The sequence below is a fragment of the Streptomyces sp. NPDC004126 genome (assembly GCF_050275515.1).
Classification (GTDB): domain Bacteria; phylum Actinomycetota; class Actinomycetes; order Streptomycetales; family Streptomycetaceae; genus Streptomyces.
In genome coordinates this window covers 1-17,478 of record NZ_JBNNPF010000095.1, presented here as the reverse complement: position 1 = coordinate 17,478, position 17,478 = coordinate 1, and the positions used below count along the sequence as shown (strand labels likewise).

15 protein-coding genes are annotated in these 17,478 nt (G+C 69.8%); 5 read left to right on the top strand and 10 right to left on the bottom strand.

The features are described from left to right. Nucleotides 1–431: 431 nt before the first annotated feature. From ACQKM2_RS39615 to ACQKM2_RS39605, 3 genes are all read right to left on the bottom strand, one after another. Nucleotides 432–728: a hypothetical protein gene (locus tag ACQKM2_RS39615; protein ID WP_427718788.1), complete on the bottom strand. Its 297-nt coding sequence runs from the start codon at nt 726–728 to the stop codon at nt 432–434. A gap of 118 nt (nt 729–846) precedes the next feature. Further along, nucleotides 847–984, bottom strand: a complete 138-nt coding sequence (locus ACQKM2_RS39610; protein ID WP_427718785.1) for a hypothetical protein — start codon at nt 982–984, stop codon at nt 847–849. A 383-nt stretch (nt 985–1,367) separates the two neighbouring features. Further along, a complete protein-coding gene (locus ACQKM2_RS39605; RefSeq protein ID WP_427718782.1) occupies nt 1,368–1,790 on the bottom strand; it encodes a lipocalin/fatty-acid binding family protein in 423 nt (140 codons plus the stop codon). Nucleotides 1,791–2,281: 491 nt separating this feature from the next. On the opposite strand from ACQKM2_RS39605, the gene ACQKM2_RS39600 reads away from it, so the two are divergent. Continuing rightward, entirely contained in the window at nt 2,282–4,288 is a 2,007-nt protein-coding gene (locus tag ACQKM2_RS39600) for a hypothetical protein (protein WP_427718780.1), read from the top strand. 922 nt (nt 4,289–5,210) lie between these two features. On the opposite strand, the gene ACQKM2_RS39595 is transcribed toward ACQKM2_RS39600, so the two are convergent. Both ACQKM2_RS39595 and ACQKM2_RS39590 read right to left on the bottom strand, forming a co-directional pair. Next, entirely contained in the window at nt 5,211–6,176 is a 966-nt protein-coding gene (locus ACQKM2_RS39595) for a nuclear transport factor 2 family protein (protein ID WP_427718778.1), read from the bottom strand. 344 nt (nt 6,177–6,520) lie between these two features. Beyond that, nucleotides 6,521–6,934: a hypothetical protein gene (locus ACQKM2_RS39590; protein WP_427718776.1), complete on the bottom strand. Its 414-nt coding sequence runs from the start codon at nt 6,932–6,934 to the stop codon at nt 6,521–6,523. A 280-nt stretch (nt 6,935–7,214) separates the two neighbouring features. Here ACQKM2_RS39590 and ACQKM2_RS39585 point away from each other — a divergent pair, with 280 nt between their 5' ends. Next, nucleotides 7,215–8,321 (top strand): hypothetical protein, encoded by a 1,107-nt coding sequence (locus ACQKM2_RS39585; protein WP_427718774.1) that lies wholly within the window; start codon nt 7,215–7,217, stop codon nt 8,319–8,321. Between the two features lie 530 nt (nt 8,322–8,851). Then, nucleotides 8,852–9,145 (top strand): hypothetical protein, encoded by a 294-nt coding sequence (locus ACQKM2_RS39580; RefSeq protein ID WP_427718771.1) that lies wholly within the window; start codon nt 8,852–8,854, stop codon nt 9,143–9,145. Nucleotides 9,146–9,493: 348 nt separating this feature from the next. On the opposite strand, the gene ACQKM2_RS39575 is transcribed toward ACQKM2_RS39580, so the two are convergent. From ACQKM2_RS39575 to ACQKM2_RS39560, 4 genes are all read right to left on the bottom strand, one after another. Continuing rightward, the gene (locus ACQKM2_RS39575) at nt 9,494–10,081 is read right to left on the bottom strand and encodes a hypothetical protein (RefSeq protein ID WP_427718768.1); all 588 of its coding nucleotides are present in this window, start codon (nt 10,079–10,081) and stop codon (nt 9,494–9,496) included. Nucleotides 10,082–10,508: 427 nt separating this feature from the next. Continuing rightward, entirely contained in the window at nt 10,509–10,733 is a 225-nt protein-coding gene (locus ACQKM2_RS39570; RefSeq protein WP_427718766.1) for a hypothetical protein, read from the bottom strand. A 798-nt stretch (nt 10,734–11,531) separates the two neighbouring features. Then, on the bottom strand, nt 11,532–11,870 hold the full coding sequence (locus ACQKM2_RS39565) for a hypothetical protein (RefSeq protein WP_427718764.1): 339 nt from the start codon (nt 11,868–11,870) through the stop codon (nt 11,532–11,534). Between the two features lie 229 nt (nt 11,871–12,099). After that, entirely contained in the window at nt 12,100–12,549 is a 450-nt protein-coding gene (locus ACQKM2_RS39560) for a zinc finger domain-containing protein (protein ID WP_427718762.1), read from the bottom strand. Between ACQKM2_RS39560 and ACQKM2_RS39555 the strand changes: the two genes are divergently transcribed. Then, nucleotides 12,484–13,875 carry a cytochrome P450 gene (locus ACQKM2_RS39555; RefSeq protein WP_427718759.1) on the top strand — a complete coding sequence of 464 codons (1,392 nt, stop codon included), beginning with the start codon at nt 12,484–12,486 and terminating at the stop codon, nt 13,873–13,875. The genes ACQKM2_RS39560 and ACQKM2_RS39555 overlap by 66 nt on opposite strands. A 285-nt stretch (nt 13,876–14,160) precedes the next feature. Here ACQKM2_RS39555 and ACQKM2_RS39550 read toward each other — a convergent pair whose 3' ends face one another. Next, a complete protein-coding gene (locus tag ACQKM2_RS39550; protein WP_427718756.1) occupies nt 14,161–16,677 on the bottom strand; it encodes a Helicase associated domain protein in 2,517 nt (838 codons plus the stop codon). Nucleotides 16,678–17,107: 430 nt separating this feature from the next. Between ACQKM2_RS39550 and ACQKM2_RS39545 the strand changes: the two genes are divergently transcribed. Further along, a complete protein-coding gene (locus ACQKM2_RS39545) occupies nt 17,108–17,260 on the top strand; it encodes a hypothetical protein (protein WP_427718754.1) in 153 nt (50 codons plus the stop codon). Nucleotides 17,261–17,478: the final 218 nt, after the last annotated feature.

The following is a 17,478-nucleotide window of genomic DNA, read 5'->3' as shown; positions in this document are numbered from 1 at the left end:
TGGCGCCGCCGCTACGCCGACTTCCCCGCCCCGGCCGGAGGCACGGAGGTGCTCCCGCAGTTCGACCGCGCGGCCGTCGTGGCGTGACTGCTCGCTCACGACAAGATCGAGGTTCCCATCGGCATGCCGTCGGCGTCGCTGACCGTGGTCGGCCCGGGACGCCGTACGGCCCGGTTCTGGCTCGACAGCCGGGCCTCCGGGCCCGGGGCGGAGGCCGGGTGCGGGTAGCCCGTGCCGATATGGCGTGCGCGGGTGAGGCCCGCTGCCCAGCGTGTGCGGGGGCAGTACCGCGGGGCCGCCTACGCCTTCAGCACGCGTTCCAGGGCGGCGCGGACGACGTCCCCGGTCGTCGTCACCTGGGCGGCGGCGCGTTCCCGTTCGGCGAGTGCCTCGGGCGGGGCCGCGGAGCGCCCGGCGGCGGGGCCGGGGCCCTATCGGTCGGTCCAGGGCTGGAGGGCGTGGACGTGGGGCCGGTTGTTCCAGTACACCCCGCGCGTCAGCGGCACCCACAGTGCCTTGGGCAGGGTGACCACCAGACGGCCGGTGAGTGCGAGGCCGGGGTACGGGCCCGTCCCGCCGAAGGCCTGACCGGTTGTCGGCGCGTTCGGCCTCGGGGGCCGGTCCGACTGTGTGCCGGCCGAGGCGGCGTCGGTGCGGCCGGCCGGTTCGTGTGGCGGGGCGACGTCCGAGAAGCCGGCGAAGGGCCCCTCGTGCCCGTCGGTGGGCAAGGAGGACGCGTGCCCCGGCGGCGCCCGCCCGGCCCCGCCAAGGAGAAAGCCCCTGGTCCAAACGGCGGGGCATCGCGCGAACTTCGGTGCGTTCGAGTTTCGAGTCCGGAGGCGGGTACTACGCCACGGGCTGGCTGTCCTCGTCGGACACCTCACCCCCGCCGATCGCGAAATCCTGGCCGAGGTCGAGCGAGAAGCTGTCGAACTTGCCTTCCTGGCTCTCGGCGGCAACGGTGTCGTCGGGCTGGTCAGGCATCGGGGACTCCTTAACTCAGGTGATCTTGCCGGTTCGGACCTTAGCCGCTGACGGACATGCGCGGGTCAAGAACTCGCGATGTTCACCCGGTCAAGGTGCCGGCCCTCGTGTGGCGGGACGGGCGGGGCTGGCGTCCGTCCGCCGGCGGCCGGTATCCCCTGGCGTCCGCCCCCGGCCTGGATGCCGCAGCCGGCCTGATGGCCTGTCTGGCGGGCCTGGGGGACCGCCCGGGAGGCGCCGAGCTTGCGGCGGCGGTGCGGGGCGCAGCGGGGCCCCGGTAGGGGCCTTCGGGTGCGGATCACGGTTGCTGCGGCCACCGTGAGTGCTTGCGCCCGACGGCTTTGCCACGGAGGGAAAACCGTCGGGCGCGATGGGTCGGCAGGTCAGGCGGTGCGCTTGTACTTGCGTACGGCGGTCTTGCCCTGGAAGGAGAAGGTGGTGGTCATCTCGTCGGCGCTGAACGTCCGGGTGATCGTGCCGTTCTTGCCGCCGACGGTGAAGGTCTCCACCAGCTTGTTCTCGGCGGGCTGGGTGAAGACCGAGGTCCCGCCGATGCCGTCCATCTCGTCGGCTTCGAGCCGGGTGGGGACTTTCTCCCCGAGGGAGAAGACGCTCTCGCAGTTTTTCAGCTCGGAGAGGTTCTTCAGAGACCACTTGCCGTCGGTGACGGTGATCTCGGTGGTCGGCTTGATCATTGCCCACGCGTCGCGGAGGGCATCGGTCACTCCGACCGCGGTGAGGAAGTCGTTCCACGCCTTGTCGGTGGGGTCGGACAGCAGATCGTACTTACCTGCGGGAGAACTCACTGATCAACCTCTCTGGACGGGGGGCCGTCCCGGGGAACCCGGGGTATGGCCCGTGCCGCAGGCGCCCGGATGCACCTCCGAACGAGGGGCAGTGCCGGGGGCGTCTTTGGTAGGGGCATCCCATCGCGTCCCGCCCGCCGGTGTGTCCGTGTTCGCGCCCAGCGAATGATCTTCCCGCGGTGTATCGCCGTCCGGGGCCGTGGTTGGCCGGGGTGTGCCCGGTCGGCAGGGGTTGGGGGGATGGGTGGGGGTGGCCCGTGCCGGTACGGGGTGGCGCTTGTGTTGTGTGTGGTCGCGGTGGCACAGGTTCATCTGATGCGGCGAACCGTCGTTTTTCGGTAACTATGGTGTGTTTTTGCGTCATTGTGTGGGCGGGTTCCGGGGGTTGTGTCCTGTTACGGGTGGCCTGCTGGTCAGGATGAACGGGTTCGTGTCGGCCGGTGCGCTGCGCGCGCCGGGGGCATCGGGGTGTCGGGAGAGAGGTGTGCGTGATGGGTGGAGACGGGTCGCCCGCGGAGCGGATCGAGCGGTTGAAGGCGCTGCTGGTGGGGGGTAGTGACAGTGCCAGGTCGAGGGCGGCGCTGGCGTCGGGGAAGTACGGCAATCTGCTGTTCGGGGTGGCGTTGCATGGTGCGGACGCGCGGGGGAGCCGGGCGTTGACGGGCCTGGAGCAGCTGCTGGTGGATGCGCTGGCCACGGTGGTGGAGGATTCTGAGGTGGCGGCGTGGGGGGCTGCGTACCGGGAGACGGTGACCACGGCGGACCCGGGGGTGCTGACGGTGCCGGCGGTCATCGCCGAGCGGCCGGTCTCCTCCGGGTTCACGATGGCGGACCTTCAAGAGGAGTTGCCGCGGCTGGCGCAGGAGGCGTGGGAGGCGCCGAACGTTTCGCTGCTGCGCCTTGAGGATCTGGCGGCGGGCCGGATCGAGGAGGACGAGGCGTTCGTCGAAGCGATGGGCGAGCGGGGCTTCGCCGTCACCGGCGTGGCCCGCTACCCCGACGCCGGGAACACCACCCGCGCCGACGCCGGAACGGGGGTGGCGGGTGACTCGTGGCGGGTGCGGATGGAGATGAAGACCTTCTACGTCTCCCGCGCGGTCGGGGACCAGGGCGGCGGCCGGGACGAGATCTACTTCACCTCGGCCGCCAGCCTGGGCGAAGGGGCGGGGCAGACGTTCGTCTCGGAGGAGTTCGGGAAGGTCAAGCAGGGCCAGACCCGCACGTTCGACTCCGACAACAACGTGTTCATCGACCAGAACTCCGACAGCGGCTACATGGTCGCCAGTGTGCAGGTATGGGAGGCCGACCAGAGCAGCTCACGCTGGTACGACGCTCTGAACAAGGCACTGAACGACGCGGTCACCACGATCGACGCGGCCCTGGAAAGCCCGGTCGGCATCATCGTGGACCCGATCCCCCTGCCGGTGGCGATCGGCTTCGAGATCGCCAAGGTGTTCATCTCCCTCATGGACGCCCTGCGCAACAACGACGACCTCTCCTGCACCCGGACCTTCGTCCTGACCCGTGACGACATGGCCGTCCTGCACCACCAGGGCGATCTGAAGTGGGAGTTCAACGGCGACGGCCACCACACGCTCCGCGTCGCCTACACCGGCGAACGCCCCGTCTACCCCTCCGGCAGCATCGAGATCACCAGCCGTGACTACGGCACCGGCCCCACCGACCCCGGCCCCTGGAGCGCGCCGGTCCCGCTGGGCTGGAAGACCACGACCACCCCCGCTCTGGCCTCCTACCGCGACGAGCTCCATGCCGTGTTCTCCCGGCCCGGCGACCACCGGATCCTGTGGAGCCGCCACGACGGCACCGCCTGGACCAGCCCGACCCCCCTCGGCACCACCGTCAGCTACCAGCCCTCCGCCCTCGCCGTCTACAACGGCTGTCTCCACTGGTTCCACACCGGAACCAACAACCTCATCTACCACGCCTGGTTCGACGGCCAGGATTGGACCCACGGCCAGGCCGTCAAGGGCTGGAGCAGTGGCCTGGCCCCCTCCGCCCTCGCCGACGGCCCCGACATGTGGGTCGCCTACAACAACAACCACCGCATCTACGTTGCCGGCCGCATGCTGGGTACTTCCTGGGGCACCCCCGAGCGCGTCGGCCTCGACAACTCCTCCACCGCGCACAGCGCCCCCGCCCTGAGCCGCACCCGCGGCGTGAATTGCGTCGACCACCGCCAGGAAAACGACTCCATCTACTCCCGGTACCGCACCGGGCCTGCCGAGTACCGATGGGAAGGGCAGGAGATGGGCACCTGGCGCACCCGGCACGCCCCGACCGTGCACCGCGCCGGCCAGTACGAGTGGATGGCCCACCTGGGTATGGACCGCCGCGTCTACCTGAGCTGGCGTGACACCACCCTGGGGTGGGTTCACCCCGCCGACCGGATCGGCCACGGCCAGTGGACCTGCACGGCCCTGGGCGCGCCCGCGTTCACCACCCACGAGGACCGCATGTACGCGATCTACCACGCCTAGATGCCCGGCAGGCGGCGCTGCTGGCGGCCTGTGAGAGTTCGGCTCGGCCGACAGATCCAGACGGTGGGTGGTGTCCGCTCTCGGGTAGGGCCCGGGCGCAGCTTCCGGCTGGCGCAGACGGCTGGCCATGACGCGTCTGACGGGTGGGCGGGGTCGCTGCCGACGCGGCAGGGGCCCGTTCGCAGCGGGTCCGGCCCGCCGACGACACCTCATGCCGCTGGGCCGACGGCGGTCTGCCGGCGCCGGACACGGCCGGGCCGAACCGCCGTGCCCGGCCTTCTGGCTGCACGGCGAGCGCTCGCGCGGGCTGATGCAGTCCCAGCCTCGGCTGCTCGGGCCGTGCACGATCTTTACTCAGGGAAAGGACGCCATGCCCATCGCACGTGGACCTCAGCCTCCGCGCCCCGGGGGTTGGCGTGGAGGCAGAGGGGAGCGCACGGCCATCATGGGGGTCCAGACTTCGGTGGCCGCGTTTCTTGTCGGCGCGGCGGGAGACGCCTGGCACCCGTCGGGTAGGGCGTTCGCGTCTTGGGGGTGGGCGGCGTGGGTGATGCCTGGCATGCTGCGGCCGCGGACTTTAGCCGAACTGCGGACGCCGGGCAGGGCGTGGACGGAGTGGCTTGTCGTCCGTGCCCCCGTGGCCGTGGCGGGGGGCCTCCCGGTATCCGCCCGCCCCTACCCCGTAGGGGCGGGCGGATACCGGGGAGCCGTGTCGGGCTCCAAGTCGGGGATCTCGCTCGGCAGGTCGGGGTCCTCCAGGATCAGTGCCCGAACCGCCCACGGGAGTGGCGGCGGACCGCAGGCCCAAGGCCGGGGAGAGCCGCTGTGCTGCCCGGCCGCGGGGTGACCGCGGTAGCGGGCCGGGAAGCGACCGCGTCGCCGAAGCCCTTGGACATCCCGTCTGGGGCGCCGACCTGCTGGTTCAGCCGCCGACGGTGAAGGTGAGGGTGTGGTCGCTGAGTTCGACTTTGTCGGCGCCTTTGTTGGTGCCGGTGCCGCCGGTTTTGACGGCTTGGGTGAAGGTGAGGGTGTGGGTGCCGGAGGGAGTGTCGGCGAGGGCGATGGTGCGGGTGAAGGTTCGTTCGTAGGGGACGTGGCCGCCGTTGATGGTGATGTTCTCGGTGCTGACGATGGTGTCGCCGGGGCCGGTGAGGGTGAGGGTTCCGGTGATGGTGGGGATGGCGCTGTCGTCCAGGCGCAGGCGCTCGGGGCACCACTTGATGGCGTCCCAGTAGTAGGGCTTGGCCCAGTACGAGACGGTGGCCATCTGGTGGTCGTCGCCGTCCCAGCCGAGTCTGAGGTCGAGGTGGGAGGAGACGCTGCTGACCCTGCTGCGGTCGTCGTGGTCACCGGAGGATGGGCTGCGGTAGGAGCGGTGGACGTCGCCGTCGGCCTTCTCGCCGGTGTTGACCCACAGCCCGGAATGGCTGAACCGCGTCACGTACAGGTGGGAGCCCAGTTTCTCGCGCCGCAGTGCCAGCAGAGGGCGGGGCTTGCCGTCGGAGTCGGTGCGGTAGGGCGTTCCGCGGCCCAGGCACCGTTCCAGCTCGGGGTCGGCCTCGTTGAAGAAGCCGGAGGGGAAGTCGTCGTCCTTGGTGATGACGAGCTCGGCGATCTTGCCGTCCCGCGGGGTGAAGGCCCACCGCACGGGGGCGTTCTGGTGGCCCTGCCGGTAGAGGCCGCGGACCGTCAGGCCTTCAGCGTCCTGGTGGTGGATGGCGATCGCCGAGCGGACGGTCATGAACCTGCGCGCGTTGTTGCGCACCGGGCCGGAGGTGGCGGCGAAGTCGTCGGTGACGGTGGCGTGGACGGCGTCCACCTGGTGGTCGTTGAACGCGGTGACGAAGTCCCGGACCGCCGGGTGCGTCAACTCGGATGGGGTGATCACGACCGTGACCATCCCGACCCTTTCATCCTGCTATTCGCCGAATTACGCGAATGGCTGGAAAACGTTAGAGAATGTCCGAAATCTGATTCGGTTTCGGTGGAGGGGTGCGTGTCGCCGGCGGGGCCGTCAAGGCCAGGCCGCCCTCGTCCGGTCCGGGCGGGATCGGACGAGGCCGTCCCGCTCCCGCCGGGAACAGTCCGCAGGACGGCCGCCTTGGCCGGCAGGCTGACGCGGCCCTCCGGACACCGAGGCCGCCGTGGACGTGCTGCGGCCCGGCGGACCGGCCCCGTCCGCTCGGATGACGGCGTTCGTCCCGGTCCCACCGCTGACGGCTCGCCCGGCGGCTACCCCACCTTCTTGTACTTGCGGACCGCCGAGTGCCCTTGAGTGGTGTAGGTGGTGATCATCTCGCTGGCGGCAGTCGCGTGGACGACCTGCGCCTCCTTGCCGTTGCCGCGGAAGATCTGGACGAGATCCGGGCCGTTCTCGGTGAACGTCGCGGTGCCGGTCAGGCCGCCCGGGAAGGGCACGTCCGCGACCTCCTTGCCGAGGGTGAAGCTGACGCTCTCGTTGCCCAACTCCGAGAAACGGGCCAGCGTCCACCGCTCACCCGCACAGCCGAGCTCGTAGCTGGGGCTGACCAGAAACTCCGCGTCCCGACCCTCCTGACTGGCTCCCATCAGGGTGAGGAACTTGCCCCACGCCGCGTCCGCAGGGTCGGTGAGCAGGTCAAACTTGCCCGTGTGGATAGACGACATCGCTCTTCCTCTCCGTATGCGATGGCACGTCAGAACGCGCGCCAGCGCCCGGAAGCCTACCCAGGCTTCCGAACGGAGGCAGGGGTGTAACCCCAGCCCAACGCGACGCCCGAACAGCCCGTCCCCGAGCCGGTCGGAGCGTTCCGGCATGCACGGCAGTCCATCGCAGAATGCAATCGTTAGGTCACTTTCGGTAGTGTGGCTGTTGATCTTGTCTGTGGTGGCGGGGGTGGCTTCGCGGGGCTGGGGGTCTGTCTCTGCCGGGAGTGTGGAGGCGTGAATGACCGGCACGGTCGTGGTTGATTTCGGTTCGGGTTGGGTGAAGGCGGGGGTGGCCGGGAAGGACGAGCCGGGCGCGGTCTTCCCGAACGTCGTGGGTGTGCCCAGGGCGGCCCAGGCGGGCGTGGGGCAGAGGGATTTCTATGTCGGGGACGAGGCGGCGGCGAAGCGCGCGACCCTGACGTTTCAGCGGCCGGCGCCGCGGGGTGGTGTGGAGGACTGGGAGGCAGCGGCCAGGGTGTGGGCTCACACCCTGGAGCGTGAGCTGCGGTTCGTTGCGGCCGACTGCCGGGTGCTGGTGGTCGAGTCGCCGTTCGCCTCGCCTCAGGAGCGGGAGCGCACGGCGCGGGTCTTGTTCGAGGAGTTGGGTGTGCGGGCGGCCGCGTTCGTGCCCGCGCCGGTCCTGGCACTGCGTTCGGCGTGTGTGCGCACCGGTGTGGTGGTGGACTTGGGTGACGGGGTGGTGAGCGTGTCCGCGGTCCACGACGGGCGTCTGCTGCCCGGCACCCGGCACGCCGGCTTCGGCGGCCGGGACCTGACCGGGTATCTGAGCGACCGGCTCATGCAGGCGGGGCACAGCCTGAGGACGCCGGCCGAGCTCGAAGTTGTGCGGGACATCAGGGAGAGGCTCTGCTACGTCGCCGAAGACCTGACCGCCGAGATGCACAAGGCCGAGGCGGGCGCGGTCGCCGGGTCCTACGAGCTGCCCGACGCGCAGCTCCTCCCCCTGGGCTCGGAGCGCTTCGACGTCCCCGAAGCCCTCTTCGCCCCCGACCGCCTGGGCCTGACGGAGCCGGGACTCCACGAGCTGGTCCACCAGGTCCTGACCGCCGCCGACGCCCCGGTGCGCGCCGCTCTGGCCGGCGCCGTTCGGCTGAGTGGGGGGCTTGCCCAGATGCCGGGCCTGGCGCCGCGTCTGGCGGCCGAGGCCGGCGCGCTCACGGAGCTGCCCGTCAAGGTGGCGGTGCTGCCGGAGCCGGCTTGCGCGTCCTGGATCGGCGGCTCCCGGCTTGCCGCGGACGAGGATTCCTTCGCGGACTTCTGGGTGGGGCGCCAGAAGTGGGCGGAGTCGGGAGCGGCCGCGCTGGCGGGCGAGTTCACGGGCTGAGCGACCGGAGCCGAACCCGCTGCCATGCCGCCCCTCGGGTGACCGGGCCGCAGGGCGGCGGCTGCGGTTCGGGGGCCGGCTTGTACGCCGTCGCCCGGCGCCCGCATACGGGCCCCTCCCGCCCGGCTGTGCCGCGCAAGCCGGGAGGGGCTCCCGTTCCCCGCGCTGCTCCGGCTCGGCCCGCAGCCCGGGCGCCGGCACGAGTGGCCGCGTCGGCCTGGGCAGTCCCGCCTCCCGGTACGCGTGCCGGGCGGTGCGGATTGGGGGCTTTGGGGCGACGGCGGAACGTGGTGTCGCACGGAGGGCCGACCGTCGACGGGCGGTCCTTCTGTGTGTGCCGGGCCCGGGATCGCCTCCGGGGGCGGGTTGTGGAGCTGGTTCAGGGGCGCTGGATGCCGGTTGGGCGTGGGCGGGTGTCCGTTCGGGTGGTGCCGGGTGCGGGTGTCGCGGGGGGCGGGGGAACGGGTACATGTCGGCCGTCGCGGCGGTTGCGTTCGGCAGCTGCCATGTCGAGTTTCTTGTGTCTGGCCATGGTGACCTCCCTTTGCCGCCAGGGTGGCACGCCGGCAGTGCGCGGGCACCCGCAGCTGACGGGCACCCTGGACTCTGCACTGCCGGGCGGCATGGTCCGCGACGCGACCCTCGCCTCCCCGGCCTGGCCCGACATGGCCGCCGCCATGGGCCGCCTCGACGGCCAGGGCGTGGACGTACAGCGTCTGCTCGCCGACGCGCACGCGGCGTCGACCAGGGCGTCGCGGCCGTCCTCGCCACCCAGGCACCCGCGCCCGCGACAGGCGCTGCACCGGGGCCTGCCGCCGGGGTGACCGCCGCGCGCACCGGCGCTCGGGGGCGAGGGCGTGCAGTCGGCTGACGCGGTGCGTTCCGTCCTCGTGGAGGCGGTCCCGCTGGAGGCGGATCCAGGTGCAGGCCGTGCGCAGCTCGGGGCCGCCCGGTTGCAGGACGTCGGAGGCCTGTTCGGCGCTGGCCCAACGGATTTTGTTGCGCTGCTGCGCCTCGACGTAGGCGTCAGGGCGCTCCAGGTCGGCGGGTGGCACGGCGACGACCATGGTGTGGGGCATGGTCTCTTTTACCGGTGGAGGGGCCGGTGGGGGGTTTGGGGGCGGTGTGGGGGCCGCCCCCCGGGGTGTGTGGTTCGTGGTGGGTTGGTGTGTTCAGTTTTGGGTCTGGGCTGCGTGGGTGGTGCGGGTGCGCAGGTTTCCGGTGGTCCGGGTTTCGATGGCCTGGATGATGTGGGCCGGGGTGATGGTTGTGCTGTTCGCCTTCCGGGCGGCTTCGCCTGCGGTTTCGGCGATGCTGTAGGCCAGGTCGAAGGCGAGGTTCGAGAGGGTCATCGGGGTGTCCCCGCGGGTGGGGATTCTCAGAGTGACTTTCATGTACTTGCTGATGCTTCGACTGATTTGATCCATGAATGCCAATTTGGCCCTGCCGCGTGAGCCTGGCTGGGTGAGGCCGTCCACGAGCGCTTTGAGTTCGGGGTCCTGCGCGATCGCGGTGTCGGCGTGGCGGGGGGTGACCCTCTTGTGTTCGTCGGTTGTGAGGGCGTGTGCTGCCACGCTGACCTCCCGGATGAGGGAGGTGACGGCCTGGTTCAGCGCGGCGCCCGTGGCGATCGAGGACCGCAGGCGGGTCGCCCCCTTGATGACTGCTTTGATCTGGGTCCGCTTGAAGATCGTCTTGTTGGACGTGGTCTCTGTGGTTTCCCCGTCCGGGGTGGCGTCGAGGCCTTCGGTCACCGTCACGGCTGCTCCTGGCGTCGAGTTCCTTGCGGGCCGGGCCCGCTGTTGATGATCGTTTGGGACGCTACCGGGCTGTCGGGCGAGGCAGGGCGGAATCAGTGGGTTCTTTCGGGAAGTGGCCGGAACGCATCTGCCCGGGGGCGCTCGCCGTTGGCGCGGGCCCGTTCTGGGCCAGGCCTGGCCGGACCCCGCCGCAGGTCCCGACGTACCTCTAGCCCGGGGTGCGTCCGTCCTGGGGGTGACCCGGGCGTCGAGCCGGCTTGTGTCGGGCGCGTGGTGGTGTTGCCTCGTAGGCTCGGCTGGGCGGGCAGGCTGCCGGACCGAACACAGCATCCGGGCACCTGCCCCGCCCCGGAGGCCCTCCCGGCGGCGGGGAGCCGGGCGGGTGATCAGGAGTCGGCCCACTGCGCCTGGCGATTGCCTGTCCCGCCTATTGGTTCACGTAGTAGTTGTAGACGCTGTGCATCCAGCCGCCGTCGCATCCGTAGTTGCTGGAGGCGCTGATGTCGTCGGTGTCGTCGGTGTAGGCGGGGCAGTCGACGGGCTGGGGCCTGGAGGGGACAGTGAGGTCGGTGGCGGCCTGCGCGGTCGAACCTGCGGACAGCGCGGCTCCCAGGATCGCGACCACGGCAAGCTTCTTGAGGATCGTGTTCATGCCGTGCAAACGATCACTCCTCTGCCCCGTCACGTCGCGTCACCGGCAGGTTCGCAGACAGAGTGCGCGTGGCGCCGGGGTAGGGCCTGCCGGCGGAGCATCGCCTGATCTTGGGATCTCACACAGCCGACCGGGCCCAGTCGATGCCGAGTTCGGCCAGCGCCCGCAACTGCTCGGCGTCGAGCCGGTCGCGGCGCTGCTTCTGGTTGGCGACCCATACGCCGGTGCGGTGCTCGCTGCCGTCCGGGAGGCGCTCAATGTGTGCCCGCCCCCGGGTGTCGGGCGGACGATGTCCCCGCCACCTGCACGGTGCGGCGCTTCTGTTGGAGGGGGTCGGGCGGGAGCGGCGGTGGGTACCGGAGACCTTGGCGCCGGCGCGGTGTGGTGGTGCTCACGGTCGGGCTTGGGCCGCCTTGGCGGTGCGGGTGCGCAGCTCTCCGGTGGTCTTGGCCTCGACGGCCTGGACGATGTGGTCCTGCTTGATGGTGTCCGCGTTCGCTATCTCGGCTGCTTCTCCGGCGGCCTGGGCGATAGCCGGTTGAGGTGGGCGTGGTGGCGTTGCCGGTCCGCCGTTGACCTGGGTGTCGCGGGGGTTCGGTGGGTGTCGATCGTGGCCGGTGCTGTGCGCCGTTCGGTGTGCTTTGGGGTGTCTGGGTTGGTCGCTGAGTGCGAAGCGCACTTGTGGGTCGTCCGGGAGCTGGCCGTGCGGTTGCCCGGGGATGCCTCGGGGTTTGTGGGTGTGGGGGTTGGTTTCCCGTGTGGGGCACGGGAAACCGGGTGGATGCGGTGAGGGGGAGGTCAGTGGCTGAAGACGACGGAGCGGAACTTGAGGCGGGGGCCGAGGATCTTCAGCGGATTCATGACGTAGAAGGTGTCGCCCTGGCACCCGAAGTCGAGGAACACGGTGGCGGTGGCGTTGGTGAGGTTCTTCGGGCCCTGTGCGGGGTCCGCATCAGTCGCGCCGGGGATGTCGATGCAGTCCTCGCCCGCGGGGTCCACGAGGGCACCGATGCGCGCATGGCCATTCTGGAAGTACGTGTACTCGAAGGTGCCGACGGCGGCCGAGGCGGAGCTGGGCAGGGTGAGGACGAGGGTGAGTGCGCCGATGGCGGCGGCGAGGGAGTTGCGCAGACGCATGGGGGATCCCGTGGGGTAGGCGGGGGATGGTCGCCCCCACCCTGTCGGATCCCAGACTCGGGTTATGCCTCGGGCGGTGACGAATCGTTCCGCCTCACTCGGACGGGTCCGCGGGCGGAGGCCAACCGGATGAACCTGTGAATGGGTGCGGCGGTGGCGCCGGATCGGCGTCAGCGCGGATGGGCGGAATGTCCCTGCTTGTGCGGCGCGGAAGTAGTGATCATGGCTGTCATGCGGTGACCGGGCTGCTGCTGTGGGGTGCCTTTCCCGAAGGCTCCTGGCTGTCATGAGCGTGCGCATTCACACACGCGATCTTGCTCTCTGGCTGCCCTGGCTGCGATCTCTCGGTTTGGTGACAGTGGAGTGAGAGGCAGTGAGGGTCTGCGTGTTGGTGCAGGTCAGTGTCGGTTTCCGGGTCGGGGTTCACTGTCGAGGATGTGAGAGATGTGGGCGGTTCCACTGTCACGGGGCGGTATTCGTGCAGGTGGCGTGCTGACACGAAACCGAGAGATCGCACCAGGGTGAAGCGGCGGGTGTGGTATGCGGAGGCGACGGCGCCGCCGCGTGAACGGCACGGCGAGCCGGGCTGGGCTTCGCACTTCGGACAGGCGTGTTGTTCGACGTCGTCGGCGTCCGGCTGGTCGGCCGGGGAGGGGTGCTGAGGGGGCGTGTTATTCATTTCGCGTCCAGTTTGAATGAGATCATCGACTCCACTCGCCCATTCGTGGATACTCATCTCTCCGGTGATCATATGACTATCAATGAGGCAAAGGGATCAGCCGATTCGCCTACGGTGCGATCTCTGAATTGTCGTGCGCAGCCTCTTCCATATCCATTTGGCGAGCCCTCCGCGCTGGACTTCGACATGCGCTACTCGGACCTACAGGAACGAGAACCGGTATGCTGGGTCCAGTTGCCTTACGGCGAGCCGGGATGGCTTCTGACGCGCTATGAAGACGTCCGCGCCGTTCTGAACGATGCCCGTTTTAGTCTTTCTGCGGCCATCGGTCGCAATGAGCCTCGCATGCACTCGCACACACTGGGTGACGAGCGAGGCATCCTGGGCATGGACCCCCCGGAGCAGACTAGACTGCGCCGCCTGGTCGCCCAGGCATTCACACCGCACCGCGTAAAGGCGCTGCGCCCGCGCATCCAGGAGATCGCCCATGATCTGATCGATCAGATGACGCTTAGCGGCCCTCCGGCGGATTTGACCGAGCAGTTCTCCCGCCCTCTGGCCATCACTGTCATCTGTGAGTTGCTCGGTGTGCCGTACGAGGATCGGCGCAACATCGCGCAGTGGGCGCTGGCATTCTTCACGACCTCGGCTTTCTCGGAGCAGGAGACTGCCGACCGGGTCGTCAAGCTCGCCGACTACGTGATGCGAATCATCGCTGAACGTCGGAGCCGGCCCGCCGAGGATCTTCTCACCGGCTTGGTTCAGGCGCGTGACGATCACGGATTCCTGACTGAGATGGAACTGCTGCACCTGTCCATGGCAATCCTTGTGGGCGGCTTCGAGACCACCGCTACTGAACTGTCTGACTTTCTGTACTTCCTGCTCACTCACGCCGATCACAAATCCCAGTTGCTCCGTAGTCCCGAGTTGATTCCCCGAGCGGTTGATGAACTATTGCGTCACATTCCTCTCGGGGTGGCGCCGATCTTTGCCCGCTATGCCACGGAAGACGTGGTAATCCGTGGACAGCAGCTGAAGGCCGGCGAGCCGGTAATTCTTCCCTTTCTCGTGGCCAACCGCGATCCGAGCGTCTTCGATAACCCCCACGAGGTCGACTTCACCCGTGATCTCGATTCCCACCTCACCTTCGGGTACGGGCCCCACCACTGTCTCGGTGCCCATCTAGCCCGTGCTGAACTGGAGATCGGCCTGGCCACGATCCTGGGGCGCCTCCCCCAGCTGCGCCTGGACCCGGGTGTGGATGCAGTGCAGTGGAATGCCGGTCTGGTGACGCACGGTCCATCACTCCTGCCGGTGGCCTGGTAACCACCCAGGCGCACCTCGACCGTGTGGTGCGGCTGGCTTGCTCTACCTGGTTGAGGACACCACGGGCTCACCCGCACGCGGCGGGTGAGCCCGTATCAATCCGCCACCAGCTCTTGATAAAGGAGGATGGGCAACACAAACACCAGGACGAGACGCTCTGGCAGAGCCTCGCCGCCCGCCTGGTGGAGATCGACCGGACAGCTCCTAATAGTGCTTTGTTAGGTCGGGGCCATGATGGGGCCGAAGGCCGGGCGGTGGCAGCTCGGGCAGTAGTTCCGCAGCCGTCTACTGCGCCCACTGCACCCCGAGCCCGGCGAGCGCCCGCAGCTGCCCGGCGTCCAGCCGGTCGCGGCGTTGGCGCTGGTTGGCCAGCCACACCCCGGTGCGGTGCCCACCACCCCCGTCCGGTAGGTGTTCGACGTGCTGCCGGCCGGGGAGGCCTCCGCCTTCCCGCTCGATGTACTGGGCGAGGGCCTGGATGCCGGTCTGGAAGGCTTCCGCGCCGCGCCCGGACCCTGCGGCCGTCCTGGCCTTCGCGGGCGCCTGCCGGGCCCGTACGACCTGCGCGGGGGTGATGCCGAGCGCGGTGAGCCGGGTCTGCTGCTCGGTGTTCAGCCGGTCCCAGTCCCGTCGTTGCGAAGCGAGCCACCGGCCGACGTCGTCGCCGTGCCGGGTGACCCCGGGCTTGATGGCCTTCAGGCGGGCGCCTTCGTCGAGGAGCTGGGTGAGGTAGGCGTAGTGCCGCTGCCAGTCCACCGTCCACCCCGACGTCGCGGGGTTCCAGTCCTCATCGATCGCGGCCAGGGCCGCCGTACGCCGTGCGGCGCGCACCGGGTCGGTGCCGAGTCCGCCGGGCCGGCGGACGTTGGTGAGCCACTGCCCGACGGCGATGTCGAGGATCGCCGCGCCCCGGGGGGCCGCGAGCGTCCCGTGCTGCTGGTGGTAGGCCCGCGCGGCAGCGAGGTTGGTCTCGAAGCCGGCGTCGGCGGTGTCCCACACGATCCCGAGCTCCTCCAGCTCGGCGGCCCGCTCACCGGTCATCTGCCCGGCCCGGAACACCATGCGCTGGTCGGAGAGCCACCGCCCCAGCGGGTGCGCACCCTCCACGTGGCCGTAGGGCACCTCCAGATGCTGCTCCCGTTCCCGGTACCGGTACGCCGCTTCGAGGCCCCGTCGCCAGTCCTGGCGTTCGGTGTCGAGGACCTGGTAGCTGATCCACTTGGCGATCAGCGCGGGGTCGCGTGGGGCGGCGAACCGCAGCAGCAGCCGGGCCTCTTCGTCGCCGTCGTCGGGTGCTTCGCCGATCAGACGCGACGGCGCTACGATGCGCTTCTGCGCTTCTTGAGGAATTGCGAGCATTTCCACAGCGCGTTCATCGTGCGCCCGAAGACCCTGCAATACCCGAATCAAAGGGCCGTAGGACTTCGAGGAAAGAATGTCCTCCGGGTCCTCATCTTCATCCAGGAATACCGGCACAATCAGGGTGGCCATTTTGCTCTGGCCGGGCTTCTGGCGCAGCGCCCGGCCGATGGCCTGGACGATGTCGACGGCGGACCCCTTGGGGTCGATCAGGGCGACACTGTCCACGCTTCGGATGTCGACGCCCTCACCCAGAACCCGGCAATTTGCCAGCACGGCGCGGCCGGCACGGCGGCCGAAGTCCGCGAGGACGTCGGCCCGGTGCTCGGCGTCGTGCTGGCCGCGCAGCCACCCCGTCCACACCTTCTCCGGGTGCCGGCCCGGGTCGACGGCGTGCAGGCGTGCCGCGACCCGGGGCAGGCCTTCGGCGAAGGCCTGCGCCTCGATGGTGCGGTGGTGGAAGGTGATGGTGGTTTTCAGGTCATGGGTCGCCATGGTCTCCAGCAGGACGGTCTGCACGGCTGCCAGGCGTTCGCCCCGCAGCTCCTCGTCCCACCGCTGTTTGCCGTAGAGCCGGCCCGGGGTGACCACAGGGTCTACCAGCTCGGCCACGACCACCTGATACCGCGCCAGCAGCCCGCGTGCGATCGCGTCCGCCAGCGGCAGCTCGTAGACGACGGGCCCGAACACCTTGACGTCGTCCATCGAACACGCCAACTCCGCGGGCAACGCCTCGTGGCGCGGAACGAACGGCTTCCCCTTGGCCTCCGCCTTCCGCCGCCGCGCCGCCTCCTGGCGCCGGTACGTCGCCGCGGCTGCCCGGATCTCGGCCCGCGTCCGAGGCCGCTCCGCCCAGACCCTCGGGGTGGCCGTCATGTACAGGCGGCGCCGTGCGGGGATGACCTCCTGGCGGTGCACCTCCGCCCACGCCTTGCCCGCGGACCCCGAGGTGCGGTGTGCCTCGTCCACCACCATCAAGTCGAACGGCTCCATCACCAGCCCGTACTCCCCGCCGAACGCCTCGGCCACGACCGGCAGGGAGGCGTAGGTGGCGTACACGGTGACCGGCCCGCGCCCGTGCCACAGGGCGAGCTGCGGCGCCGACGTCGTCGAGCGCACCTGGAGTCCGTAGAGCTGGGCGTTGTCCTGAAGCGAGCACACCGCGACAGCCGGCCCGTCGTGGCCGGCCGTGCGCCACTCCCGCGCGGTCTGGGTGAGCAGGTCCAGGGTGGGCAGCAGGACCAGGACCCTCCCGCCCCGGGCCAGCCGGAGCGCGGCCGCGGCGGCGATGAAGGTTTTCCCGGTCCCGCACGCGGCCACGACCGTGGCCCGCAGACCTGCCTTCGGAATCCGCTTTCCCGGCGGGATATCGAGCCCCCGGACAATCGCCTCCACCGCTTCCTCCTGGTGAGGTCGCAGGGTGATTCCGCCAGACTTCTGCATTCGCTTTCTCCGTCGGATAGAGGCGTCTCGACCCCGGGGCAGTCGCGGGTTTCTCGGGCTGGTACACAGCATCCGAATCCCACGCACCACGCCCCCGAACAGCAACACATCCAGACCGCCGGGAGGGAGTGCCGGGTTTCGCGGGATCCTACACACCTGCATCTGCTCCTGATGTAGGCTCGACTCTACCGTGCCGATGCACTCAAGCGAGCAGGATCTCCCGATCCCTGTTCTCCCTCACTGTCGTGCTCTGGAACGAAGCCCGGTCCTCGCCCAGCTCACACCGTCGGCCCGTCAGTGCGGCCCTCCGGACATTCCGTGATGCCGTGGCCGGTTTCAGATCACTCGTTCGAGTGGGCTGTCTTCCGGTGAAGCCGGTCCGGGGGTGAGGGTGGTGATCGTTGGATCACCTATGCAAGGGAGTGCTGTCATGCCGGAGCCTGAGGAAGACGACCTGTTCGCCGGTTCGGAGAACGAGCAGTCCGGGGCCGACAAGTACCAGCCGAACAACGCGTTCAGCTCGATGGACGTGCTCACCTCCAGCGACCACGCCGCCCACCAGCCGGACAGCGTCCTCGACTGACGAACACCCCCGCCCGGCTCCGCTCTTGCCAGCTGCCCGCGACAGCGGGCTGGTCCTGGAGGCGGAGCCGGAAGGGCCCGGGTGGGGGAGCGGAGCGGACCCGCCCAACGGGCCGGAGGCCCGGACCCCGTGAAACGGGGTCACCTAGGCCCGCGAAGCGGGCCGTTCGGGACCGAGCGAAGCGAGGCCCCGAACCCGTCCGAAGCGAAGCGAAGGAC

Coding starts and splice junctions, on each gene's coding strand:
- ACQKM2_RS39610 (WP_427718785.1), bottom strand. CDS start 984: ATGCCTGACCAGCCCGACGACACCGTTGCCGCCGAGAGCCAGGAAGGC.
- ACQKM2_RS39545 (WP_427718754.1), top strand. CDS start 17,108: ATGCCGGAGCCTGAGGAAGACGACCTGTTCGCCGGTTCGGAGAACGAG.
- ACQKM2_RS39580 (WP_427718771.1), top strand. CDS start 8,852: ATGGTGACCTCCCTTTGCCGCCAGGGTGGCACGCCGGCAGTGCGCGGG.
- ACQKM2_RS39585 (WP_427718774.1), top strand. CDS start 7,215: ATGACCGGCACGGTCGTGGTTGATTTCGGTTCGGGTTGGGTGAAGGCG.
- ACQKM2_RS39550 (WP_427718756.1), bottom strand. CDS start 16,677: ATGCAGAAGTCTGGCGGAATCACCCTGCGACCTCACCAGGAGGAAGCG.
- ACQKM2_RS39565 (WP_427718764.1), bottom strand. CDS start 11,870: ATGCGTCTGCGCAACTCCCTCGCCGCCGCCATCGGCGCACTCACCCTC.
- ACQKM2_RS39570 (WP_427718766.1), bottom strand. CDS start 10,733: ATGAACACGATCCTCAAGAAGCTTGCCGTGGTCGCGATCCTGGGAGCC.
- ACQKM2_RS39560 (WP_427718762.1), bottom strand. CDS start 12,549: ATGAATAACACGCCCCCTCAGCACCCCTCCCCGGCCGACCAGCCGGAC.
- ACQKM2_RS39600 (WP_427718780.1), top strand. CDS start 2,282: ATGGGTGGAGACGGGTCGCCCGCGGAGCGGATCGAGCGGTTGAAGGCG.
- ACQKM2_RS39590 (WP_427718776.1), bottom strand. CDS start 6,934: ATGTCGTCTATCCACACGGGCAAGTTTGACCTGCTCACCGACCCTGCG.